This window comes from Candidatus Bathyarchaeota archaeon, assembly GCA_026014735.1.
Taxonomy (GTDB): domain Archaea; phylum Thermoproteota; class Bathyarchaeia; order Bathyarchaeales; family Bathycorpusculaceae; genus Bathycorpusculum.
This window is the reverse complement of record JAOZHT010000002.1, coordinates 350,605-375,557: the sequence shown is the minus strand read 5'-3', so window position 1 is coordinate 375,557 and position 24,953 is coordinate 350,605. Positions and strand designations below refer to the sequence as shown.

General features: G+C 51.6%; 20 protein-coding genes. 8 read left to right on the top strand and 12 right to left on the bottom strand.

Annotated elements, in window-relative coordinates; translation table 11 throughout:
* Positions 1-50 precede the first annotated feature (50 nt).
* Positions 51-1,478 (top strand): PQQ-binding-like beta-propeller repeat protein, encoded by a 1,428-nt coding sequence (locus NWE93_07750; GenBank protein ID MCW4000118.1) that lies wholly within the window; start codon positions 51-53, stop codon positions 1,476-1,478.
* Positions 1,475-2,827 carry a PQQ-binding-like beta-propeller repeat protein gene (locus tag NWE93_07745; GenBank protein ID MCW4000117.1) on the top strand — a complete coding sequence of 451 codons (1,353 nt, stop codon included), beginning with the start codon at positions 1,475-1,477 and terminating at the stop codon, positions 2,825-2,827. The genes NWE93_07750 and NWE93_07745 overlap by 4 nt, the downstream gene beginning before the upstream one ends.
* On the opposite strand, the gene NWE93_07740 is transcribed toward NWE93_07745, so the two are convergent.
* Together NWE93_07740 and NWE93_07735 are read right to left on the bottom strand one after the other, a co-directional pair.
* Positions 2,824-3,525, bottom strand: a complete 702-nt coding sequence (locus tag NWE93_07740) for a class I SAM-dependent methyltransferase (GenBank protein ID MCW4000116.1) — start codon at positions 3,523-3,525, stop codon at positions 2,824-2,826. The genes NWE93_07745 and NWE93_07740 overlap by 4 nt on opposite strands.
* 8 nt (positions 3,526-3,533) lie before the next feature.
* Entirely contained in the window at positions 3,534-5,000 is a 1,467-nt protein-coding gene (locus tag NWE93_07735) for a B12-binding domain-containing radical SAM protein (protein ID MCW4000115.1), read from the bottom strand.
* A 154-nt stretch (positions 5,001-5,154) separates the two neighbouring features.
* Here NWE93_07735 and NWE93_07730 point away from each other — a divergent pair, with 154 nt between their 5' ends.
* Together NWE93_07730 and NWE93_07725 are read left to right on the top strand one after the other, a co-directional pair.
* Positions 5,155-6,708 (top strand): amidohydrolase, encoded by a 1,554-nt coding sequence (locus tag NWE93_07730; protein MCW4000114.1) that lies wholly within the window; start codon positions 5,155-5,157, stop codon positions 6,706-6,708.
* Between the two features lie 200 nt (positions 6,709-6,908).
* Positions 6,909-7,742: a hypothetical protein gene (locus tag NWE93_07725; protein MCW4000113.1), complete on the top strand. Its 834-nt coding sequence runs from the start codon at positions 6,909-6,911 to the stop codon at positions 7,740-7,742.
* A 535-nt stretch (positions 7,743-8,277) separates the two neighbouring features.
* Here NWE93_07725 and NWE93_07720 read toward each other — a convergent pair.
* Both NWE93_07720 and NWE93_07715 read right to left on the bottom strand, forming a co-directional pair.
* Entirely contained in the window at positions 8,278-10,587 is a 2,310-nt protein-coding gene (locus tag NWE93_07720; GenBank protein MCW4000112.1) for a hypothetical protein, read from the bottom strand.
* Complete coding sequence (locus NWE93_07715; GenBank protein ID MCW4000111.1) at positions 10,584-12,983, bottom strand: hypothetical protein; 2,400 nt, start codon at positions 12,981-12,983, stop codon at positions 10,584-10,586. The genes NWE93_07720 and NWE93_07715 overlap by 4 nt, the downstream gene beginning before the upstream one ends.
* A gap of 106 nt (positions 12,984-13,089) precedes the next feature.
* Here NWE93_07715 and NWE93_07710 point away from each other — a divergent pair, with 106 nt between their 5' ends.
* From NWE93_07710 to NWE93_07700, 3 genes are read left to right on the top strand one after another with little or no spacing between them, the layout of a single operon-like run.
* On the top strand, positions 13,090-13,515 hold the full coding sequence (locus tag NWE93_07710) for a cobalamin-dependent protein (protein MCW4000110.1): 426 nt from the start codon (positions 13,090-13,092) through the stop codon (positions 13,513-13,515).
* A gap of 18 nt (positions 13,516-13,533) precedes the next feature.
* Positions 13,534-14,445 carry a tetrahydromethanopterin S-methyltransferase subunit H gene (locus tag NWE93_07705; GenBank protein MCW4000109.1) on the top strand — a complete coding sequence of 304 codons (912 nt, stop codon included), beginning with the start codon at positions 13,534-13,536 and terminating at the stop codon, positions 14,443-14,445.
* Between the two features lie 38 nt (positions 14,446-14,483).
* A complete protein-coding gene (locus NWE93_07700; protein ID MCW4000108.1) occupies positions 14,484-14,885 on the top strand; it encodes a DUF1616 domain-containing protein in 402 nt (133 codons plus the stop codon).
* On the opposite strand, the gene NWE93_07695 is transcribed toward NWE93_07700, so the two are convergent.
* From NWE93_07695 to cbiB, 8 genes are all read right to left on the bottom strand, one after another.
* A complete protein-coding gene (locus NWE93_07695) occupies positions 14,844-16,223 on the bottom strand; it encodes a radical SAM protein (protein ID MCW4000107.1) in 1,380 nt (459 codons plus the stop codon). The genes NWE93_07700 and NWE93_07695 overlap by 42 nt on opposite strands.
* 110 nt (positions 16,224-16,333) lie before the next feature.
* A complete protein-coding gene (locus NWE93_07690) occupies positions 16,334-16,594 on the bottom strand; it encodes a type II toxin-antitoxin system RelE/ParE family toxin (protein MCW4000106.1) in 261 nt (86 codons plus the stop codon).
* Positions 16,595-16,603: 9 nt separating this feature from the next.
* Positions 16,604-16,831 carry a DUF2683 family protein gene (locus NWE93_07685; GenBank protein MCW4000105.1) on the bottom strand — a complete coding sequence of 76 codons (228 nt, stop codon included), beginning with the start codon at positions 16,829-16,831 and terminating at the stop codon, positions 16,604-16,606.
* A gap of 88 nt (positions 16,832-16,919) precedes the next feature.
* Complete coding sequence (locus tag NWE93_07680) at positions 16,920-18,305, bottom strand: radical SAM protein (GenBank protein MCW4000104.1); 1,386 nt, start codon at positions 18,303-18,305, stop codon at positions 16,920-16,922.
* Between the two features lie 173 nt (positions 18,306-18,478).
* Positions 18,479-18,901, bottom strand: coding sequence for a type II toxin-antitoxin system VapC family toxin (locus NWE93_07675; protein ID MCW4000103.1), 423 nt, complete (start codon positions 18,899-18,901; stop codon positions 18,479-18,481).
* Entirely contained in the window at positions 18,898-19,188 is a 291-nt protein-coding gene (locus tag NWE93_07670; protein MCW4000102.1) for an AbrB/MazE/SpoVT family DNA-binding domain-containing protein, read from the bottom strand. Before NWE93_07670 ends, NWE93_07675 begins: the two co-directional genes overlap by 4 nt.
* 84 nt (positions 19,189-19,272) lie before the next feature.
* On the bottom strand, positions 19,273-20,721 hold the full coding sequence (locus NWE93_07665; protein ID MCW4000101.1) for a B12-binding domain-containing radical SAM protein: 1,449 nt from the start codon (positions 20,719-20,721) through the stop codon (positions 19,273-19,275).
* A 52-nt stretch (positions 20,722-20,773) separates the two neighbouring features.
* On the bottom strand, positions 20,774-21,796 hold the full coding sequence (gene cbiB / locus NWE93_07660; GenBank protein ID MCW4000100.1) for an adenosylcobinamide-phosphate synthase CbiB: 1,023 nt from the start codon (positions 21,794-21,796) through the stop codon (positions 20,774-20,776).
* Between the two features lie 270 nt (positions 21,797-22,066).
* On the opposite strand from cbiB, the gene NWE93_07655 reads away from it, so the two are divergent.
* On the top strand, positions 22,067-24,835 hold the full coding sequence (locus tag NWE93_07655) for a PQQ-binding-like beta-propeller repeat protein (GenBank protein MCW4000099.1): 2,769 nt from the start codon (positions 22,067-22,069) through the stop codon (positions 24,833-24,835).
* Positions 24,836-24,953 lie beyond the last annotated feature (118 nt).

The following is a 24,953-nucleotide window of genomic DNA, read 5'->3' as shown; positions in this document are numbered from 1 at the left end:
GGGCACATTTCACGCAAAACAGAAGAATCCATCTCTTAACCCTAATCGCCTTGTTTTCTGTTTCGCTATTTCTGGTTTCATCATTCGCCACACAAACCGTCGGCTCCGCAGCTGCACAGCAAACCACCGCATCCAGCGGTCTACTGCAGTATGACTGGCCACAGTTCATGGGCGACCCCTCCTTCACACGTTTCTCTTTGGGCCCCGCTCCTAACACACCGAATTTGCTCTGGAGCACCAACGTTACAGGCGTGCAGCCGTACCTCTCCGCGTTCAACGGCATGATATTTGTTGGCACCCACGGCTCAGTTGTGGCGCTTGACAAAGACACCGGCGGCATAGTCTGGGAAACCCCCATCCAGATGGTGCATACTTGGCCTATAATCTACAAAATCGACGATTCCCACCTTGTCGTGCAGGGCACCTGCCTAAGCCCCCAAACCGGCGAAGTCCTCTGGGTCAGCTCCGACTTTAGCGCTGACACCGGCATCTTCAGCTCCAACGTGTATAGCCCCGAAGAAAAAATGTTCTACCTCAAAAACAACTCCTACACCGAAGGCTGGAGTTTTGCTAACCCCGATGCTCCCCCAACGTTTGTGTGGCGCACCTACGTGCCCGGCGGCGGCAGAACCGGCATCGGAACCACCTACGGCGACGGCAAAGTCTTCGTGGGCTCGTTTATGAACCTGCAGATGGCATTGGACGCCAAAACAGGCGATGTACTCTGGAGCACCCGCACCAGGGGACCCATGATTTTCGACGGTTCCTACAGCGATGGGGTGTTTCTGCGGGGTGGAACCGACGATAACACCATGTACTGCTTCAACGCCACGTCAGGCGAGATAATCTGGACATACACCCCAGAGGAAGATTACCCCTACGACGGCGGCTACTTCACCACCGGTACCTCAGTGGCGTATGGCAACGTGTATGAACCCAACAAAGACGGCTACATCTACGCCATCAACATCGCCACCGGCGAGTTAGCATGGCGCTACAAAGGCCCCGGCACGCTTTTGTGGCCTGGGTTTGCCTCGGTTGCCGACGGAAAACTCTACGTGACCAGCGGCGAAATCGCCCAGTACGGCGGCGGACAGGGCACCTCAGAATATGTTTGCCTTAACGCCTTCACCGGCGAAGTCATCTGGAAGTTGCCCATCGAGGCGTTGGCGCCCCGTGAATCCAGCTTGGTGGCTTATGGGCGTCTCTACTTGATTCCGGGCACCGTAACCGACGCGGTGGATGCCATATCGGGTAACGAGTACACCACGTTTAATCAGGTCTGGGCAATCGGTGAACAAAATCCCCCCGATGTAGTTATAACACCTCCAACAGTCCTGCCTCCTGAAGTGCCCCTTGAAAACGCTTTAAGCGGCTGGACCCTTGTGCTCATCGTCGCGGTGATCGCAGTTGCATTCATCGTGTTTTTAGCTGCGGTGCAGCGGCATGACAGCCAGAAACGGAGGAGAAATCCATGAAAACCAAAACCACAACCCTGCTAACCATAGCATCCATCCTCATCGTTACCTTAGCCATGTATGCCCCCGCTGCTTCAGCATCAACTGGCACATCAGATGGAAACTGGAGCATGTGGCGCCGTGACCCCTCGCATTCCTCAACCGCAGCCAGTGGCCCCTCAAACTTCACTCTCGCCTGGAACTACAGCACCGCCGGCGCAGTCATCTCTTCCCCCAGCATCGTAGACGGCGTAGTCTACGTGGGCTCACAGGACACCTACCTCTATGCGCTCGACGCGGACAGCGGCGCCTTGGTTTGGAAATTCAAAACCAACGACTACATCGTTTCCTCCCCCGCGGTGGCAGACGGCAAAGTCTACACGGGCGGCGACGACGGCTACGTCTACTGCATAGACGCCCAAACCGGCGAGATGCAATGGAAAACCTTCGTTAACGGCGACGTCGAGTACACCTATGGTTCGCTGGTGCTCAAATCCTCCCCCGCAGTGGTGGATGGCATCGTCTACGTCGGCTCGTTAGATGGCTACCTCTATGCGCTCAACGCGGACAGCGGCGACATCGTCTGGAAATACAACACCGACGGCTTCATCCTCTCCTCCCCCGCTGTATCTGACGGCGCAGTTTACTTTACCTCGGAGGCCCCCGGCACAGGTGTCCTCTTCAAGCTTGACGCCGCAGTCGGCAGCATGATTTGGGCTCTGCCAATCCCCTATGAGCATCAGTTCACCGGCGGCACCGAAATGATGGGCTCCCCCTCCGTTGCAGGCGGCATGGTGTTTGTCCCCGCGGACCTACGCACCTACTACGGCGTAAACGCAGAAACCGGCGAAGTCGCATGGACATTCACGGAGCCCGACGCCGCGGAATTCATCGTTTCCTGCCCCCTCTACGTGGACGGCGACCTCTACATAATCAACAAATACAGCATAACCACGCTGGACGCCGCCACGGGCGACATAGAATGGAGCTTCTTTACCGGCGATGAACTGTATACTTCCCTCTCTTATGCGGCGGGCAAAATCTATTTAATGACTAGCCAACGCCACATGTTCATCCTCGACGCAGCCGACAAGGGCACCAAACTCGACAACTACACCCTGCCCTCGGGCAGCTGGTCTTCGCCTTCGCTCTACGACGGCAAAATCTACATCGGCAACCACGACTGGAACGTCTACTGCTTAGCCGAAAACTCCACCGCAGCTGCGCCACAGAACAACTTTGACCTCCAAATCGACCCTGCCCTAGCCATAATCGTGGTGGTCGCCGTGGTGGTTTTGGCGCTGATGATAGCTTACATCGGTCGGAGCCAGACACGCGAAGAAAAACGGCAATGCAAAGTTACGGGCTAAGCTTTTTTGAAGAGCACAATGATAGTTGGGGTCTGCGCGGATCCCGTCGCCGCCAGCCTCTCCACTTTGAGCATGCTGAAGCGGGGCGAAAGCAGTTTCTGAAGCTTCTCAACGGTGTAGAAGTTCATGTGTGAATCGTAGTTTAGCCCAGCCATGCCCTCGGGGGTCTCGATGATGAGGCTGCCCTTTGCCTTGAGGGTTCGGTAGGCTTCGTCGATGAAGCATTCCGGCGCCCAAAGATGCTCCAGCACCTCCGAGGCAATAACTAAATCGAAGCTGCCGTCGCCAAACGCCAACGTCTCCGCATCACCCGCCATAACCGCCGATACCTTGCTCTGCTGCGCGGATGTGGCAACCGTGGGCAAATCCACCGCGGCAACAAAATGCCCCGCTTTGATGAGGGGTTCGCTGATTACGCCGTCTCCGCAGCCTACATCGAGGATTTTCAGGTCCGCGCCCATGCCTCCCACCATATCCTGAAAGATTCTGAGGCGGTCAAGGTTCAACGTGTTAACGCTCATGGCCTCGGGATGCGACGCCATCATCATGATATGCATGTTAGCATCGTATTTTTGCCACTCCACCCATTTGCGCTTGCTCTTTTTGCGTTGCCCAAAATAGATTTCTCGGGTAACCACCCATTTAAGCTGATGGGGATGTGAAAGCAGGTAGCGGATGCCCGCCAGTTGCCGAGTCATCGCCCGCATCATGGCTTCTTCTGCTGCTCCTTGCTTGGGGTGCTGTGTCCGCCGGGGCTGACTTTGGGGTGGTAGAGGTGATGGATTGCCCATTTTGCGGCGCGGTTGTTGGCGACAAGGTGGTTTAGGGCGCTACGGGCCATGATTTGGCTGTAGAAGTCGCTTTTCATTTTTTTGCTGATAAAGAAGGAGTAGGAGAGGTAGCGGTCGTAGAACTCCTTTTTGGTCTGGTTGAGTTTCTCGAGTGGCAAAAGCTTGTTTTCGAATACTTGGGTTTGTTCATGGTAGAGGCTCCAGTCCTTAGCAAGCTCCAAGCCTAAGCTCTTTGTGAACTCGTAGAGTTCGGTGCCCGGATACGGCACTGCCTCACACATGTAGACGTAGTCGGGTTTAGTTTTATAGATGAAGTCGATGGTTTGCTGAAGCTGCTGGGCTGTTTCCGTGGGGTAGCCGATGACCAGCGAAATCGCCACGGACACACCGGCCTGTTTTGCCCACTTGATTGCCTGCGCGTTCTGCTCCACCGTGGTGCCTTTACGCATCAAGTTAAGCATCTGCTGGCTGCCGGATTCGACGCCGAAATGCACCAGCTCGCAGCCGGCGCTATGCAGCTTCTCCATCAGGCTAAGCGAGACCTTGTCGACGCGGGTGCGGCAGTCCCAAGGCAAATCAAACTTGCGCCTACGCATCTCATCGCATATGGCGACTGCACGGGGCACGTCGAAGGTGAAGGTGTCATCGTAGAAGGCAAAGGCGCCGCCGCCTAAATCATCCCTTAGCCACTCCAGCTCATCGACGACTTTTGTGGGGCTGCGTGCACGGAAGCCTCGTCCGCACATCTTGTAGCCTGCACAGAATGTGCAGTGGAAGGGGCAGCCGCGGCTGGTGATTATTGGGAGGTAGGTTTTGTTTAGGATGCGGTATTTGCCTATGTCAAAGTGCTTGTGGGCTGGGTGGGGAAGCTGGTCGATGTCTTGCATGAAGGGGCGGTCGAGGTTGCGCTGGACTTTGCCGTTTTGCCTAAAAGTTATGCCTAAAACGTCGCCGAACCCGCCTGAGTTGCCTTCTGAGATGAGCCCGGCGAGTTCCAGCATGGTTTGCTCGCCTTCGCTGCGCACCACCACGTCGACGTGGCTGCTTTCACTGAAGGTCTGCTGGTCCATGACGGTGACGTGGGGTCCCCCAATCATCGTGACTGCGTTTGGCAGCGCGGTTTTGGCGGCTCTTAGAATCTCAAGGGCGGGGTTGTAGGTAAGCGTGGCGGCTGTTACGCCGACGATGTCGCTGTTTAGGCTGCGGAACTTCTCTTCAAGCTCCTGCTGGCTGGGATGGGTGGTTTGGCAGTCCACAACGTCCACGTGGTAGCCTTTCTCCTCGAGAACCGCAGTTAAGTAGCTGATGCCCAAGGGCAGAAAAATGGCCTGCGGAGCCTCCACTGGGTAGGGTGGATTAACGAGCGCTACACGTGCCTTCACAGATAGTCCCCAAGGTTGGTAATACTCAGAAACACGGCGGCGCGCTTTATTATGTTTTATGCAAATCGGGCAGCGGCGGCCCGGCGGGGTGGGAGCGGAAGGTTTTTTATGGCAAGCCCCCAACTAGCGCCCAATACGCTCTGGAGGCTTATGCTTGTCGGCGGACCTTGCAATAATTAACGTGAACATAAAAACCCAAAATCCAGCCCAGCCCACCGCCCAAGCCCTCGCCGTCAAATCAACCCGCATCATAAAAGTGGGCTCCAACAGGCAAATCCAATCATTCATCGCCCCAACCACCCGGGTGCTAGACTTAGGCGGCAAAACCGTTGTGCCCGGCTTCATCGATACCCATATCCACGTCGCCGATTATGGACGCTGCCTCATGTGGCTTGACCTCACCTCCGCAAAATCAATCGCGGATTTGCAGCGGCTGCTCAGGGAGAAAGCCCAGAGAACGCCTGTGGGCAGATGGATAATTGGGCAAGGCTGGAACGAAAACCGTTTCCAAGAACATCATATGCCATCCGCAGAGGATTTAGACGCGGCGGCACCCGACAACCCCGTGGTGCTCTACCGGGAAGCCGCCATGACCTGCGCAGTCAACACCCCAGCCCTCAAACTCGCAGGCGTAAACGGGCAGACGGCACCTCCAAGCGGCGGCGCCATCGACAAAACCCCCGCGGGCAACCCCACTGGTATTCTGCGGGACGCGGCTACCTCGCTGATTTGGCAGGCGGTTCCCGAGCCCAGCCCAGAGGAGCTGCTTGATGCGGCGGCGGTGGCGTGCCAGAAAATCGCGGAGGCAGGCATAACAGGCATCCATTGGCTTGTCATCTCCGAATCCGAGTTACCCTTAATCAGAAAGCTCCACGAACAAGGCAAGTTGCCTTTCAGGGTTAACGTGGTTGTGCCTGAGGCGATGCTGCCCCAAACATCGGATTTCCCCCAAACCCCGATGCTGCATGTGGGCGGCTGCTTCATTGTGGCAGACGGCTACCTTGACTCCAAGGAAGCCGCGATGGTTGAACCCTACAGTGACGAGCCAGCTAACCAGGGCAAACTCCTCCTCACCGAGGCGCAGCTTGAACAGTCAATTAAAAATGCGGTGGGGTTTGGTGTGCAGCCTGTTATCCACGCGATGGGCGACAGGGCAATCGCCGCCGTGCTCGAGGCCATAGAAAACTCGGCAGGCAACCATCGCGTCCGCATAGAGCAAGCCGCCGTCCTAAACCCCCAGTTGCTTACCCAACTAAAAGCCTCCGGCGCCATCGTCACAGTGCAGCCTAAAGTTATCTCAACCGAATTTAACGTCTGGACTGCAGAGCAGCGCCTCGGCGACCGCGCAAGCTGGCTGCATCCCATCAAAACCCTCCTCGACGCAGGCATCAGGGTCGCGGCGGGTTCAGACTGCCCCATGGAACCGCTGAGCGCGCTTTTGGGCGTTCAGGAACTGGTGACGCGGAAAGCTTACCCTGAACAGAGGCTCAGCGTTGATGAAGCACTTCAACTCTACACGCTAAACGCCGCCTACTGCTCAGGCGAGGAAACGCTGAAGGGTTCGGTTGAAGAGGGCAAACTGGCGGATTTAACGGTTCTTTCAGCGGACCTTGACTCGGTTTTACCTGAAAAAATCAGCGAGGTAACTGTTGACTTAGTTGTCCTCAATGGGCGAGTGATGGTTGTAACCCTAGCAGATTATCCCTAAGTGACCTCAAGGATGGTTGGGGTGTTGTTGGCGCATTTTTGGTGGTTTTGGCTGCTTGTCAAGAAACATTGACTAACTTCTGTCAACAAATGTGAACTAAAAACCTTTTATTCGCCAAACTTTTACTGGCATGTATGCGACATCTAAAGAAAAGCCTCCCTGTGCTGGCAATTGTTTTCTTATTAGGGTCCATTTTAGTTATGGCTCAGCCGACTAGTGCCCAAACCTCGCCAACGCCTAGTCCATCTAGTACCCCAACAATACCTGACCCGACTTTTGCCCCAAAACCGCCTAAGCCCTCTACATCAGAATTCACCCTGCGATACGTTGACCACTCCTATGATGTGCCCTCCTCTTCAAGCTCCTCAACCGACCCCTACACGGGGGAAGTAACCACATCAACGATTCCCGGCTACCGCGTTGACCAAAGAACCATAGAGGTAACCGTGAAGAATGACCCCTCGATCTCCTACTATAACCTTCGCTACAAGGGGCACTATTCGGACCAATGGAGCTACTTCCCATTTAACCCAAGCGATAGGGTTAACGGCTACAGCATACATGGCACTCCAGCCGATACTCCGCCCTACGTAGCCTCAGATTCCCAGTACACAACCCTAACGTTGTACATTCCTTCAAATATCCCGCTGGAAGGCTTAATGGATGTTCAGGTTCAAGGATTATCTGGCAGCATCAGGATACAGCATGAAGGCAGCCTAGGAGCAATGATGTTAGGCTACAATACAACATACAATCTCTATTTTGAAGGCACCCCAAGCGATTGGAGCGACACAAAAACCATCCGAATAGGCAGCGAAACCTCCACAGCAACAGTTGATCCAACCCCGTATCAGTCGCCACAAGCCGAGGACGACTCAGCTAATTTTAGCCAGCCAGAGCCTCAGCCTCAGTTGGGCATAACAACGCAGGACGCAGGTTTAGACTTGACAGAGATTAGCCTGATTATCGCATTAGGCACCATCGTCGCCTTGGTTGCAATTATCGCTTATACACGTAGAAAACCTGCCGCATAACTATTGGCATCGCTCTTTTCTGGTTCGTCAGAGCTTTTTGGTGGTTCCGAGAGCAGCAGATGTTCACCTAAAAGAAGCATCTAGGCAACCCCGGTTTTCTGGCACTTTGGGTGTAATTGATCAGGAAAAAACCTTTACTTGGCTTAGTCATGAGACCTAGACGAAAACCCTTTTATCTCTACGGGAATCAACCAAGCACCAAAAACGAATAAACATACAAGCCACTCTTCGTTGACTCTATATATAGAGGGGGGGAGGTAGCGGTGGAGCAGCAGACGTCTGGGCTATGTCTCTATGGTTTGTGGATCAAATCTTTGTGTTCTGCTTGTGGGTTGCTCCACAACCAATCTGCAATATGCCATTACGCCTGACGCCAAAAAGCATTGTTTTACATAAACCGTAAGTTGTTGTTGTGTAAAGAGGGGTCCCCCACAACAACTACTAAAGAAAAACAGCTTACACAGAATTTATGATGGCAACGCCGCACGCAACTGCACAGCTTTAAGTTTCCCAATGGGAAAAAAGAGGCATCGCATCAGCGTAGGATTTTAAAGATGACGTATCGGTCGTTGCTGAAGATTTGCTGGAGCAGCTTGCTATGGATGATTGTGGTGTCAAGCTGGTTTTTGTCGTAAACTATGAAGCGGATGTCGTTTTCATTTATGTAATCCATGTAGTCTCGAGCGGAGACCGCGAATTTAGCTGGCTTCAAATCAAACAGGCCCTCCACGGCTTGAGGCGACAACGTGGGATAGGTGCTTTTGGAAAGCGACAGAACCTCATAGGAGCAGCCTGCAGACTGGTTAGCTGCTAAATCGCCAAAGCCGTAGCCGAAACGCACAGCATCGATGTAGCTGGTGTTTAGTGCGCCGACGTTGCCCCATTCTGGCAGCTCATTGAAGCGGAACGCCACCGCCACATCATCGGCTTCATCGTAGAGTCCCAGATAATTATCCGTCAAATGCGCGCCAGCAAAGGCGGCTGCAACCCACCCGTCGGGGCTGACGGTTTTAAGTTGGCTAGGCGCATCCCAAGGGCTAATCCAATCATACAAACCCGGAATCTGTACTCGGTCAAACTTGAAGGCTAAATCCATAAGGGTGCTCAGGTAAAGCGAAGCGTTGGATAGGGTGGCCTGCAGAGGAGTTAGAGTCCAGGAAACCGTGAAGGGGTATTGATCGTCGGCGACTTGGATGGTTTTTGTAACTGCAACGTACTGGTTGGTGAAGATGAACGAGATGGATTTGGGGTTTGCGGATGAGTTGAATACTGTTATGCGGTGCATGCTTGACAGCGCAATGTTATAGTCCACGCCATTTAGGCTGAACATGACAAAGTCGCCTGCGCCCGACGTGTAGGAAACGCGGTTCCAAACCTGATCGAAGGAAACGTAGGTTTCATCGTATATGGCGCCTTTGGCTTCGTAGGCTTTCAGTAGCGTCTGAGGCTGCTCAATTTCATAGGATAAACTCAGAATTGACTCCGCCACTTCATTACGCTGCACAGTATGGTCAGTTTGCGCCGTCACGTTTTTACCCGAGAACTCCTGGAACCAGAAACCTGGAATCCGCGTCACAGTCACGTTGGCTGGTTCAGGATAGTTTTCTTTTAGCCACACACCTGCATCATAGGCTTTCACGTCGGTGGTCGAGTAAAAAACGCTGGCCTCCATGATTTTACCATACACAACATCACCCCGATAAACCAGCATAGCCGCCAACGCCACCACAACCAAAACCACCATCGCCCGAACCCACATCTTGCGGAAAATCAAACGGTGACTGCTATAGTAAACCAGAAGTTTCTCGGCACAGAATACGATGGCAACCGCGGCTAAAATCGCAATTGGTGGAGTAACGTAATACATGAACCACTGGAAAGGCATAAACAACCCGAAAAGGTAGGATTCCGCAAAGAAAAGCGGAACCGCGAAACTTAGAATCAGAATCAAAAAGTACAGCGGTTTCCCCCTTTTCCTAAGCAGGTAATATGAGATGCCGATGCCTGCCACTGCAAAGAAGAAAACAAAGCCGTAATCAATCATAAAGGCTCCAAAGCTAGTGTAGGGAATCTGGTAAGCGTAGGCTTTGATGGCGAAAAACACGTAATCAATTACTACATCGAGGTAGCCGGCCATGGCTTGGAAATAGTAGAGGAAAAACGCTATGCCGCCGCCTAAAGCAAGCGCCATTACCACCTTGAGGTTTTTGCCCTTTGACTTAATCAGCATATACAGCAGCACCGGCGGCATAATGAAAACCGCTAAAAACGCCGCCAACTGATGCGAAAGCACCAGCCCAAACGCCGCAAAAAACGCCACCGCCAAATACCCCAGCTTATTCACCGCCAACGGAGTGTAAAGCAGAACCAGAAACAGAAACGCCAACGCCAGAACCGTCGTGTAGCCGCCGAAGGCGTTCATCTCGAAAGTTGGAAAAGACATCAACAGCAGAACCGAAGCGACGACGCCGACTTTTCTGCCGAAGAACTTGGTAGCCATCAAATAAACCGCCATAAACAGCAGCCAATCCACAACCACCGCAAAAACCCTAACCAGCACGATGTACTGAGCAACCGCTGAGGCACCGCTTAGGGAAATCAGCATAGCCAGCACAATCTGGTAGAGTGGAGGAGTCCAGCCGATGTTAGCCAGCGAGATTTGGCCTGTGTTTAGGAAAATCTGGGCTTTCTCCAGATGCACCGCGGGGTCGTTGCCTAAAACCACGCCGTTCATGGATACGAGCACGTAGAATATGGCGAAGATGAGCACTGAGAAAACCGCTATGAAGGCAACTTCGATTTGCTTCTTGTTTTGTAAGCCATCAAGCAACGCTATTGTGCTCACCCTGTCCCTTGCAGGTGTCTGTTAACTTGAAAGATTGCGACTTCTTGGTTATTAAATACGCGGCTAAACAGGGGGTCGAGAGCGAATTTGGCTTGAATATCTAATTCTGTCTTATCAGGGTTAGAATCTTGGCTGACTGACAGAACCACATATGAGACGCTGCGGTTTTTAAGTTCCTCTTTGTAGTCAAAAACGTCAAAAGATGCCATGGTCGGTTTCAAGTCTGCGTTAAGGTTTTCAGCCATTTTTTGGGAAAAAAAAGTATTTCTTTCATCTACATTGTCGTAGTAGCGTTGTTCATTGGTTGCTGAGTAGGCAATAGCTGAAATGTCTATTTTGGCTTCTGAAGCTCCATTGAATAGGTAATGCAGATTAACGCCTTTTACGACCTCTGAGTCCTTACTTGCATATGCAATATCTGCATAGAACGGTGTTGTTTTGAAAATCAGCTGACCGAAATCCTTTGTGCCAGTCTCCACTATCCCGATTGTCGCTTCGTCATCATAGGGTGCCTGAACTTGAAGCCCTGTGGTTTGAATTGTCATATCTACCGATGCGAAGGTTACCCCTGGAGTTATCGCTTGAAGGGTTGAGGAAACAGTTACAAATTCTAATCCACCATAGAGGGTGGTTGTGCGAGTGTAGTTAAAGAACTCGTTTCCCTGAATAACAACTATGTCTAAGTGATCCCCGTAATTCTCAAGTCGAGTCTCCTTCGTTGGGAGATCAACCAATTTAACAGAACTTGTATTATGTATTCCGTCAACGTTGTAATCTACCGTGAAATCTTGGCTGCTAAAAGTGAAGAAGGAATAATCCGCATAAGTCCAGTTTTGCTTAACTAATATCTCTGGATTATGCCTTGAAAGGTAACCGTCATCCCTGACTTGAATCAAACCATTATCAACAATATAATCGGTGTCAAGTAGATTTCGGGCAAATGTGGCATTATCTACTTCTCGCTTAACCGTCAGATACGCTGGTTCCACAGCACTCAAAGTTGGCTGCTGCGTAAACCCGCCTAGCCACCAGCCATACAATGCATCAGCCACAAGCACCGAACCCTCCGATGTATTCTGCTTAATCCACTGCATCGCCTCCCACTTAGGATTATCCATAGTTTGGTAGTAGCTCTGGAGTGTCTGACCAAAGTTTAGGGAAGGAGTTGCAAAGATGGGCAGCGCCACAAACGAGAGCAGCAGAAAGAACAGGATAAAAAAGCTATACAGCCTCTTTTGGGTGGCGGCAACAGCTAATTTTTTGGATGCCCCCTCCAGTTTCCGCTGGATCCCCTCAAAGCGTCGGTTGACCCGGATTTTGTATCTTTCAAAGTTGATTTTGCCTCGGTTCTTGTCGATGGCATAGGCGAAGGTTTCGGAGCCATGGTCAATCAGAACCGCGATGAACACCAAAACAGGCAGTATCAGAAAATAGAGGAAACGATTATAATCAACCGGTGCCCCAACCAGGTAGCCCTGCGTGCAGATCAGCGGAACAAAAACCCACATGGCAAACAGCAATGTCGGTAGCGTCACGATTTTCTTTTGGTACTTTACGGAGAAAGCAAAGAAACCTACCACGATGAGGAAAAGAGGCAGCACTATCCAGTAGGGGAGGATTCTGCTGGCTAGGGTTGCGTTGGTTATTTCGGCTGAACCGTACTCTTGAAGGTATGTTGGAACCGCCTGAATCAGGAACGGCGAAACCAGGGCTGCGCCGAAAACAAGGGGCAGTATCCAGCGGTAAAGTATGTTTTTCCTAGAGGCCCCCATGGTTTTAGGCCAGAGCAGAACAAGTAATACCACCGGCGCCAGCACCCCGACAAACATGACGGCGCTTAAGGAATGAGTCAGAAATATCGAAGCTGCCAATAGCGAGGTGGAAACATAAAAGGGCACACTAGAGAAGCGGTCCTTTTCCAGGTACAGATAGAAGGTTAACGGTATAAGCATCAGGGTTAACACGTTGGGGTAACCTGCCCACATAAGCATCTCTACGTCAAAACGGGAAATCGCCGCCAAAAAAGCAACAATCAACGCCGCCGATGCCGTCCAAACCTTCTTGGTGACCAAGAAAGCACAGAGCACTATGACTGCAGAAAACAGGGAAACCACCGCGGCCTGCGCAAGATACTCAGGTAACCCAGTCATCAAGATTACTGCTGAAGTAAAGATGTGGTAGCCTGGAAAAGTCAGCGACACCCCACCGCCAATATGATAGAAATTATAGAGAAAATCCACGTTTCCCACGCCAACAATCGAATGAATCACGCTGTTATGCAAACCTATATCGGCGCCCGGCGGGTAACCAGCCCAAAGCATAAGAAGCAAACGGTAGCTGAATGCAAACGCAAACAGCAACAACAGCAACACATGCGAGGGAATAACTTTAGGCATTTACTTTCACGCTTAATATGCTTACGTGGGAATTGTTGGTAAAAGGTTAAATATGAAATTCGAGTATAAAAAGCCCAGAGTATAAAAAAGGAAAAAAGGTGTTTAAATGTCGTGGCTTAAATCTATGATGGAAAAAGAACCACCAGAACCAGAGAATCCATTAGGCATAATCGTTATCGGCAACATCGAACCAGACATGCATGACACAGCGAAAGAAGCAGTTCGCCGGTCACTAAAACGCGCAGGATTCAAAACCATTGACGTCGGAAAAAGCGTTGCTCCACAAGTATTCATCGACAAAGTAAAAGAAAACAACGCAAACCTCATCGCAATCTCAGTTAACACTGTCCCAGCAAAGAACAACCTTGCAAAACTAGACGAACTTCTCAAGGCAGCAGGCCTCAAAGACAAAGTCGGCATCATCATGGGCGGCGCAGCCGTTAAAAAAGAAGACGCTGATGCCCTCGGTGCACTCTTCGGCAAGAACAAGGAAGAAGCTCCAGAGCTCGCAAAGAAAGCGATCAAGAAATAATCCATCAGAAGTGGAATAATGTCCTTTAAATTCGGCACAGAACAGAAAATCTACACGCTTGGGAAAGTTAAAGTAGGCGGTCAACCGGGAGAATTACCAACTTTCTTGATTGGCTCTATCTTTTGGCTAGGCCAGAAGATGGTTCAGGACGCAAACAAAGGTATCTTCGATGCAAAGGCTGCAGAACAAATCATTAACACATGCCAAACCCAAAGCGACATAACCGGCGTCCCATTCGCTCTTGACATAGTCGGAACGACTGAGACAGCCTTCGAGAAATACATCGACTTCGTCCCACAACACACCGATGCACCACTCATGCTCGACGCAATGAGCCCTAAGACCCGCATGGCAGCTGCAAACTTGGCAAAGAAGATGGGCTTAACCGACAGATGCCTCTACAACTCAGTCTACAAGGGCGTCACCGATGCTGAACTTGCCAACCTTAAGGAAAGCGGCATCAAGATGTCCATTGTGCTTGCTGATGATCCAAAAGACACAACTCTTGAAGGCAAAATGAACGTCATCGTTGAAGCATTAGCGCTCGCAGAGAAAGGCGGCATCACTAAACCGCTCATCGACACAGCCATTCCAGCGTTCGAACCAGACATGGGCACATCCGTTCGTGCCATACCCATCATGAAAGAGAAGTATGGTCACCCAGTCGGATTAGGCAGCGGCAACGTTGTCACAACCATGGGTTGGGTTAAAGCAAACATCGCTAAAGAGTTCCGCAAAGGCACAGTCTGCTCAACTAACACCATCATGCAGATGGCAGGCGCCAACTGGCTCATGATCGGTCCAGCCGAGCAGGCAGAATGGGTCTTCCCAGCAGTCGCAATCACTGACACATACATCGCATCTGCAGCAGCTGACCTTGGAACCAGACCACTCGAAGAAACACACCCAATCTACAAGGCGTTCATGTAAACTTTCTTCCTTTCTTTATTTTTTTGAAGGTAAAAACCGTGAAGCCGCAAAGATGGTTTGAAATCATCGTAGCCTTCACAGCAGCAACGTTATTGATAACTTATCTTATCCCAAGCGACAGCATCTTCGTTTACATCCGCGCTGTCCTTGCCTTCATCTTTGTTGTTTTCTTGCCCGGCTACTGCCTAGTAAACCTGCTGTTTTTAGGCAAAAACCGCCTGGACCTCATCGAATCCATCGTGCTCTCCGTCGCGTTAAGCCTGGGTTTAGCGGGGCTAATCGGATTGTTCCTGGGGCTCTCACCCATCGGCATAAACTTCATATCCATAACTGTTTCGCTCAGTGTAACCGTGCTTGCCTTAGCGGCGGCTGCGTTTATCCGTAAACTCAAGGAGCCCTCAGTGCCTCAGATGCAGGTACCGCAGCAGGTAAGCACCTGAAGTCTTCACCGCAGCGATCCCATAGACGCCGCCGTGCCGCATCATCTTTATGACGTAGCTGGGGCGCAGATAGAATTCTTGGTAGGCTTTAGCACGCAGCTCCGCCACCTTCTCCATGCTAAGCATCGGTGTCTCAAAGGTTGGGCCTGCCGTGTCGAACCTGTCAAAGTCATCTACTCTCAGCCAGCCGTTCTTGACGACTTCGTCGTACATGGGGGTGCCGGGGTAGGGTGTGGCTATGTAGAAGCCCACGTCGTCGGGGCTGAGTTCCTTTACAAGCTTTATGGTTTGGCGGGCGGTCTGCTCGGTTTCGCCGGGGAAGCCCAGCACCACGTTAGCAATCGTCATAAGCCCAACTTGATGCGCTGTCTTGTATGCCAGCTTGGTCTGCTCGATCTTGATGTTTTTATTCATGGCGCCCAAGATGGCCTCTGAGCCTGATTCCACGCCCAGCCAGACAGCGAAGCATCCAGCGTCACGCATGGTCGTCATGAGTTCGCGGTCCACCATGTCCACGCGGGTGCCGCAGTCCCACTTCAAACGCAAACCCCGCGTACGAAGCTCCCGGCAGATCTTCACAATCCGGGCTCGGTCCACGCTAAATGCGTCATCATAGAAGGTAACTTGATCCACGCCATACTTATCATGGATAAGCTGCATCTCATCCACCACGTTTTCGGCGCTGCGCATGCGATAGCCTCTGCCGAACATGCGTACGGTGCTGCAGAAGTCACACCAGAAGACGCATCCGCGGCTGCTTACCAGCGGAAAAATGATTTTGCCGTTATGCCGCAGCTTCTCCAGCGGGAAAAGGTGGTGAGCAGGAAAGGGCAACGCGTCAAGGTCGGCTATGAAGGGGCGATCGGGGTTGCGGACGATTTTGTCGCCGTCGCGGAAGGTAATGCCTAAAACCGCTTTGAGTCTGCCGTGGCTTTCAAGTTTCTCAGCGAGTTCAATGAAGGTTTCCTCGCCCTCACGCCGCACGACCATGTCGAGGGCTGGGAACTCTTTGAGGGCGTTCTCATCCCAAAACGTGCCATGTGAGCCGCCCAGCACCGTGGTTGCCTCTGGATGCACCTGCTTGGAGGTGGTGATGAGTTGCATGGCAGACTTGTAGAGAAGCGTGGTGGCTGTGACGCCGACGATGTCTGAGGGGGTCTCGGCTAGGCGGGTCCGGAAGGTTTCCTGCGTTAGTTTTTCGGCTTGGCAGTCGATGACGGTGACTTTGTGTCCTGCTTTCTCTGCCACCGCTCCAAGGTAGCCTATTCCCAGCGGCATAAACGCGGGGTGTGAATGTACGCTTGGGGGGTATGGCGGGTTAACTAAGGTGATTTTCATTGCTTGCCCTTTCCGTTTGAATGGGTTAACGCTGGATTAGATTATAATGTTTTCTTAAAGGGGGGCATATATTCAAAGAACCAGATAAATGCAGATACCCAATAGCACCCTTACTTGTAGGCGCTATCATGGTGCTCATATCTTCTTATTGTAACTACCTTCCTAGTTTCGTCTACATCGAAAACAAGCACAAAAGAACCTACATGAACTCGGCGCATATGCTGCATAGGAGACCTAAGTGGTTTGAACTGCTGAGGATTTTCTAGTATAGCGTTTACTTTCTTGGCGAGAGCGTCAAACTGGGCCGAATCTTTCTTTGCTATTTTCTTGAATATTCGGTCTACTTTCTCGACTACTTCAAGAGAATACAAGTAATCACGCTATGCGTACCTTTTAGCGAAGTCTTTGACCTTCACGGTTTTCTCAGTTTCTGAAGCCTTCAAGCTTTCGATAAATTCTGGTCTTAGCTCTGGCTCCATGACGCATTCTTCGAACTGCTGTGCCATTAAATTTATCGCTTGACTTTTGTCTTTGAGGCCATACTTGGCTTTGAGTATGTTGAGTATGCGGTTTGTTCTGTCGTCAATTGATACTATTGCTTTTACCATATTATCACCACACTAATAGGAAATTAATACGGCATATATAGGTTTGTACAATCAAAAAGTAACTGTTAAAAAAAGAAAAGGACGCGTGTTAGGAGAGTTTTATGTGCATGGCCCGCAGTGCATACGCCGCCGAAGTCTTCAGTCCGCTGCGTCCATAGGTGCCACCTTTACGCATCATCTTAAACACGTAAGCGGGGCGCAAATAGAATTTCTGGTGCGCCTTGTATTTGATTTCGCGGATTTTCTCCATGCTGAGTTCGGGGGTTTCGAAGGTGGGGGTGGCGGTGTCGTATTTGTTGAAGTCGGTGACGCGTAGCCAGCCGTTCTTGACGACTTCGTCGTACATGGGGGTGCCGGGGTAGGGTGTGGCGACGTAGCAGCCGATGTCGTCGGGGTTAAGCGAATTGATGAAGTTGATGGTTTCCCACGCGGTCTCCTCGGTTTCTCCGGGGAAGCCTATGACTGCCGACGCGATAGTCATCATGCCTGCTTTCTGCGCCATCTTGAAAGCCGAACGCACCTGGTCGCGGTTAATGCTCTTATGCATCTTGCCCAGCATCTTCTCAGAGCCCGATTCCACGCCAAACCAAATCGTAATGCAGCCTGCATCCCGCATCTTCTCCAGCAACTCTGCATCGACGCAGTCCACGCGGGTTTCGCAGTCCCACTCCACATGCAGCCCTCGGGCTTTGATGTCAGCGCACATTTCCAGGGTATGTTTGCGGTTTATGGTGAAGGCGTCATCGTAGAATGTGAATTGGCTTTCGCCGTATTTTTTATGAAGGTTCTCCATGTCGTCCACGACTTTTTTGGGGCTGCGGACGCGGTAGCCTCTGCCGAACATGCGTACGGTGCTGCAGAAGTCACACCACTGCACACATCCTCGGCTGGTGACGATGGGGAAGATGGTTTTGCCCATGCGGTGGTAGCTGTCCAGCGGCAACAGGTGGTAGGCAGGTGAGGGCAACGAGTCGAGGTCGTGGAGGAAGGGGCGGTCGGGGTTACGCTGGATTTTGCCGTCTTTGGAGCGCACGGTTGTGCCCAGGATGCCTTCAAGGCTCTTTTTTGCTTCGATGCGCTGAAGAAGCTCAAGGAAGGTTGTTTCGCCTTCTTTGCGTACGATTACGTCGATGGCGGCTGATTCGTTGATGGCATTTTCGTCCCAGAAGCTCACGTGGCTGCCGCCGAACATGGTTATTGCGTTAGGGTGTGCTTGGCGGCTGATTTCTATGAGGGTTTTGGCGCTGTTGTAGAGCAGCGTAGTTGAGGTTACGCCGATAACGTCTGATGGCACCGCGGCTATGCGGCTGCGGAAGCCCTCGTAGCTGAGGTGTTCGCCTTGGCAGTCTATGACTGTGACTTGGTGTCCTGCCTGCTCGGCGATGGCGCCAAGATATGCTAGCCCCAACGGAATGAACGGTGGGTGACTATGCGCGTTTGGGGGATAGGGTGGATTGAGGAGTGTAATCTTCAAGTATGCTTCGCCCTTGTAGAAAGGGTTAGACGCTGAAACACCATATAATGTTTACGTAAAGCGACCTAGAAAACGCTGATTGCAGCTTAGAGGTAAATTCGCCTGGAAGAGGCAGCTAAAGATGCGCTGGAGTTACGGTAAAGTTTTAGTTTATTTGGGGTAATTCGGGTCACTTAGGGGTTAACTAGTTTTTTGTATTCAAGCGGTCGGATGATTTTGAATTTCTTTATTTTCTTCCAATCCGTTGCATCTTCAGTTATTATTGTTTCCAAACCCTTGTTGTGCATACATGCCGCGTGCACGCAGTCATAGCTGACGCCTGATTCAAGCGTTAGTTTAGCTGCATTCTGCATGATATCCTCGTCTATCGGTATCATGTTTATGGGTAGCGAGAAAAATGCTTCTACTGCAACAGCGGCTTTTTCGGGGTCTATTCGTGCTAACGCGCCGAGAAGCTCTATGGGAACTAGAAAACCGCAGAAGGCCTTGATTTTGAGGTTTTGTATGTCGTCTATTATTCGTTTGCAGGTTTCCCCATAGAGGGGATGCGCCAGCGCGGAGTAGACGAAAATGTTTGTGTCAACGTAGTAGCTCAAGCTTGATCTTCCTTTTCTTTGCCGCTTATTTTCTTTAGCTGCTCTGGCTTGGAGTTGGTTTCCCAGGATTGCTCTACAAGTTTGACTGCGTCAACGTTTAGGGGTTTACCGAAGAGGCAGTATAGTGAGTCGGAGGGGTTTTTGATGCGTTTGGGGGCTTCCATGATTATGCGTTTATTTTCGGATTTGACTATGAGTTTGTCGCCGATTTTTACGCCTAGTTCGGCGCGGACGCTTTCAGGTATGGTGACTTGGTATTTTCTAGTAACCTTCACTTCGTCTTGCATGGATCACACAATAATTCAGTAGTACCAGCGTAGTACTTAAGGATTTCAACAACACACAGCAACCCCTGACAGCAGCGGAGCGCCTCATTTCTTTTTAAGCAGCATCTTCGCCGTCTTAACCGGATGCCGCATCGCCCGCAGCATCTTCCCCCTGGTAAAGGTGGGATTCACCATGTTTGCCCGCATACAGAGCTCCTGCAGATCCGATGCCGAAAACTCCTCCGTCTCCACCAGCGGCTCAGTCGCCGCCAACGCAAAATCACAGAAGCCCTCTTTGAGGTAGCCGTGGTCGCGTGCTTGCTCAAAAAAGGTGGTGCCGTAAAGCGGCATAGCGATGCTGAAGATGAATGTGTCCGCGCCTAAACTGCGGAGTTTGTAGGCGAACCGGATGGTTTCTTCGATGTCGGCTTTGGTTTCGCCGATTAAGCCCATGACAAAAAAGCAGCCTACCTTCAAACCCACCTTTTTAGCTGCGACAACCGCCTCCTCCACCTTTCCAAGGTCCTGATTCTTCCTGATGACCTCATCCACCACGCGCTGTACGCCTGATTCGGGCGCGATGCGGATTTTCTTGCAGCCCGCCTCCTTCATCCTGCGCAGTAAGGCCTCGTCGAGGGTGTCGGCGCGGATGCCATTAGGCGTGAACCACTCAAAGCGCAGTCCACGCTGGATGATTAAGTCGCATATCTGTATCATCCTTTGCCTATCCAAGGTGAGGTTGTCATCGGAGAAATCCACCTGTTTGATGCCGAAAACCTTCACTACCTGCTCAAGCTCATCCACCACATTCTTTGGGCTGCGTGGACGCCACTTTTTGCCCCAAACGATGCAGTTGGAGCAGAACACGCAGTTGTAGGGGCAACCGCGGCTGGTGATGACGATGGTGTAGGGCTTGCTGATTTCGCCTCGCAGCGGATTCTGCTTCACAGCTTCGCCGTAGACCTTCATGGGCAACAGGTGCCTTGCCGGGAAGGGCAGCGTATCTAAATCTTCAGTTGCCGCGCGTTTGCCTGTTAAAACCGGCTTGCCCTCTTTGCGGTAGCCTATTCCTTTGATATCGCCGAATTCGGTTTTCTTCTCCGAAAGCGCATCGGTTAGCTCATTGATGGTGGTTTCGGGTTCCCCGATTACCACAAAATCTACATTACTATTCTGTAGGCATTCCCTGGGCTGAGAGGACGGGTGCAGCCCAAACAGCACCACGGCTATTTCTGGGTTAACGCCTTTGACGGTGGCTGCAACCTCAAACGCGGTTCTGGACCACCCTGAAAACGGAATCTCCAAAACTGCTACATCAGGCTTCCACGCTGCTACTCGGGAGGCAATCGTCTCTGCGCTCAAGCCAACGCGGTACTTGGATTCGTCGAGTTCCGTCAGGTTCTCCCATCCCTCCGTGGGCGCGTCGATTATGGATACCGCATGCTTCTTCTCCAGAACCGCCGCCACCGTCGCCAGCACTATGGGTGGAAAAACGTTTGGTCTCCCCCATGCTTTAGGCTGAATGCGCGGTGGATTTATGAGTAGGACACGCATCTGCGGCACCCTTTAGCACATTTTACTTTGCCTGTGTGATTAATACTTTGCACTAAATCGGCATCCAAAACAGCCGCACCACCACAAGCACCGCCACACAAAGCAGCCCCCACAGCACAATCGTCACGTCGCGGATGCGAAGCGCCCCCAGAATCTTTTTGCCAGTCAAGGGTTCTTGTGCGTCAGCAAGTATGTATTGCCCTGGTTTTTCAAGCTGGATGCGTAGGGCGCCGGCAACCGCCGCCATGGGCCAACCGTGGTTGCGGCTGGGCGTTTTTTTGTGGTCCCGGCGAGCCATGCGCCATGCGTTTTTTGCGTCCATCCCCAGAAGCGCCGCTGCAGCAATCATAAGCAGTGCCGTCAGCCGCGTAGGCACATAATTCACCAAGTTATCTAGGTTTGCGCTGAACCATCCCAGGTTGATGTACTGCTTGTTTTTGAAGCCCACCATGCCATCAAGCGTGTTTATAGCGCGGAAGGCGATGGCGCCTGTGACGCCGAAGAGCGCAAAGGACATCATGGGTGAGAGTTTAAAGTCGATGAGGTTCTCGGACATGGATTCGATGACGGCGCTGGCGATTTGGCTGCCGTTCAGCCCCCGTGAGTCCCGCCTTGAGAAGTGACTGTACTTTTTTGCTTCATCAATATCGTTTGCATCTATGGCTTTGGCTGCGGCTTTAGCCCAGTCTGTTTCAAGCTTGATGCATAGGGTCATCTTTAGCAGCACCACGCCGACGACTGCATAGACGAGCAAGTTAAGGTATAAGGGTAGAAACAAGTAGATTGCCCAGAGCGCAAAAAAAACGGGCAGCGCAAACACCGCGATAACCGTTAAACCCAAAAGCGCACCCAGAAACTTTTCGGTTGCAGAGTTGGGGTTTCTGAAATGCGGTTCGATTTTCCGTGTGAAGTTGCCCATCAGCACGGTGGGGTGCAGTTTAAACGCTAGCCGGTCGGGGTAGTTGGGGGAGGGGTCTCCGATTGCGGCTGCTAGTAGCACGGCTGTAACGAGCATGGCGAGGGCAGCGGCTATGTTGATGGCGTTTTGGGTCAATCCAATGTAGAGGTCGAGCATTGCTTGCATACTTGGGTATTCGGTTTATATCGATTACGGTACCTGAGCCCTGCATGACACCCGAAGAGCGGAGGAAACCCAGGCATATATGAGCCGAGTTGGCGATAAGGGGCAACAAAAGGCGTCTATTTGACAAAAGAACTGTGCTCCTGCCTTCTAGTGCGTTAATTTTATTAAAGGGCAATCGCTACTAGTAATAACAGAATTTTTAGGAGAAAAAAGAAAATTATGCATTTTTCTTCGAATAAAGCAACAGCTATTTTCGTCAGTTTGATTTTAGTAACTTCAATCGCAGCCTCAACCATGCTGCTACCGACCGCAAGCGCCCACAATCCCCCACAGCAACTCACAACAAACGCCTACATCGCAGCGTTACCTAACCCCATCGGACTCAACCAATCAACCCTCATCTACATGTGGCTTAACAGAGTCTACGGGTACTATCCCAACGATAATGCAACAGGAATCGCCTATGCAGCAGTAAACAATGAATATAGATTCCACAACTTCATGTTAACCATCACGGCTCCTGACGGCACAAACACCTCTCAAACCTTCGCAACCATCGCAGACACCACTTCATCTCAAAGCTACTTGTTTACGCCCTCGATGGTTGGAACATACACCTTTACCTTCAACTTCCCCGGGCAAGCCTACAACTCAAGCGGCGGAGCCTACAACCCCACCTCGATTCTAGTCAACGACTACTATCTTCCAAGCTCAGCAAATACAACTCTGGTGGTTCAAGAAGACCCCATCTTCACTTACCCAGACAGCTATCCTTTACCCTCTGAATACTGGACCCGCCCCATCTACGGCGAAAACACCTTCTGGTGGACAATATCTAACAACTGGCTGGGAACAGGTGCTCCCGGCTACGGCGCCTTCACTGTCAGCTACAACCTTGGCGGCAACGGCGCAGTCTTCTATGCAGGCGACACCATAGGACCATTAACCAGCCACATCATGTGGACTAAACCATTAACTAACGCGGGAGTTGTCGGCGGCGACAAATTCACTATCCCTGGCAACGTATACTTTGAAGGGTCAGCCTATAACCAGCGATACCAAAACCCCATCATCGTCGACGGCAGAATCTACTACACAGAGCCAATATCCTTTACAGGCTACAACAGCGGACCAACCGTTTGCGTTGATTTGCGTACCGGAGAAAAACTCTGGTCTCGAAGCGATGTTCCTCCGCTTTCTCTTGCCCTTGTCTGGGACCACGAAGATCCCAACCAACACGGTGTCTACCCATCGATACTATGCACAGCCAACTTTGCCCGGCTATTCGACGGCTTCACCGGTGAACCGCTATTCAACGTAACCGGCGTGCCTACAGGAACAGCTGTTATGGGTCCAAACGGTGAACAGATACGCTATGTCTTTGCAAACAACGGCACAGCTGCTAATCCCAGCTATTACCTGGCACAGTGGAACTCAACTAAACTATGGAACTTCGGAACCAACCCCTACACCGGCGGAAGCTTACTGTCGCCTTCAATCATCAACGCTACCTACATGGGTAACCCCAACGTACAAGCACTCATAACAACATTCCCAATTCCGAGAACCGGCACCACCGCAACACTCTCAACCGGGCAAGCAAACCAAGTTGTACCTTACGGCTCAACATTGCAGGTCAACGGCGGCGTCAACAACGCAAGTAACGCGCAGAACCGCTTTGACTGGAGCGTCCCAGTCTCCTGGCGCAACCCCATGACATCGGTCACGGTAGTCGGAGCGATATACAATGACATTATGCTGCTCTACAACGGCTCGTTACCCTCTCAAGGCGCAACCTTCATGGGCAATTTAGGCTTCAGCCCCTACACATACTTCGCTATCAACCTCAACGCATCCAGAGGAACCGTCGGCAGCATTCTATGGAGCAACACAGTGCAGCCGCCCGCTGGTAACTTGACAGTTCTGCAAGCAGGCATTGACCCCGTGAACCGCGTCTTCGTGGAGAACCTCCGTGAAACCCAGAACTTCATTGGCTACAACCTAGACACCGGCGCGAAACTTTGGGGGCCATCAACACCTCAGGCGGACTTTGACTACTACGGTAGCCAAGCTTCAGGCAGCTTAGCTAACACCTTTGCTTACGGCAGAATGTACAGCAGTGCATACGCTGGCATAGTTTACTGCTACGACACACTTACTGGCGATGTGCTTTGGACTTACGGTAACGGCGGCGAAGACAACAGCACTAACAGCGGCTTCCAGGTTCCAGGCAACTACCCCACATTTGTCAACGCAATCGGCAACGACGTAGTCTACCTTGTCACATCTGAGCACACGGTTGAAACCCCCCTCTTCAAGGGCGCCCTTACACGAGCGATTAACGCAACAACAGGCGAACAAATCTGGACACTCTCATCATACGTAACCGAGTTCACCACCTCCAGTTTTGCAGCCGCAGACGGCTATGCAACCTGGTTTAACAGCTATGACAACTCCATCTACGTCGTCGGCAGAGGCCCCTCAGCAATCACGGTTAACGCGCCAAGCACCGGCTTTGGCTTAGGCGGCTCATTAATTATCAGCGGCAGAGTAACTGATATCGCAGCAGGCACCAACCAGCAGGAGCAGGCAGCGCGGTTCCCCAATGGTGTTCCAGTGTCATCCGACGCATCCATGTCTGAATGGATGGCTTATGTGTACCAGCAGAAACCCATGCCCACCAACTTCACAGGCGTCGAAGTCATGATAAGCGTAGTTGATGCAAACAACAACTTTAGAAACATCGGCACAGCAACCACAGACGCAACGGGAACATACGTTATGCAATGGGTTCCTGACATCGAGGGCAAATACATGGTTCTGGCGACATTCGCTGGCAACAACGGATACTGGCCATCAACCGCAGAGACCGCATTCGCAGTCGATTCAACCGGCACACATGGACCAACCGAGACGCCAACTGGAGGCGGCTCCGTAGCTGATCAATACTTCATACCTGCCTTCGTCGCGCTCTTAGTCCTCATCATCATCGTCCTCATTCTGGTGGCGCTCCTCTTCAGAAAACGCTAAGCAAAACAAAACTGACAACCCCTTTCCTTTTTTTTAAAAAAAACCCGATTTTGTTCTCTTTTTTGTTTGCCAGCTTTTGCGGGCAAGCGGTATAAGTGAGAAACAGTGAATCACAGGG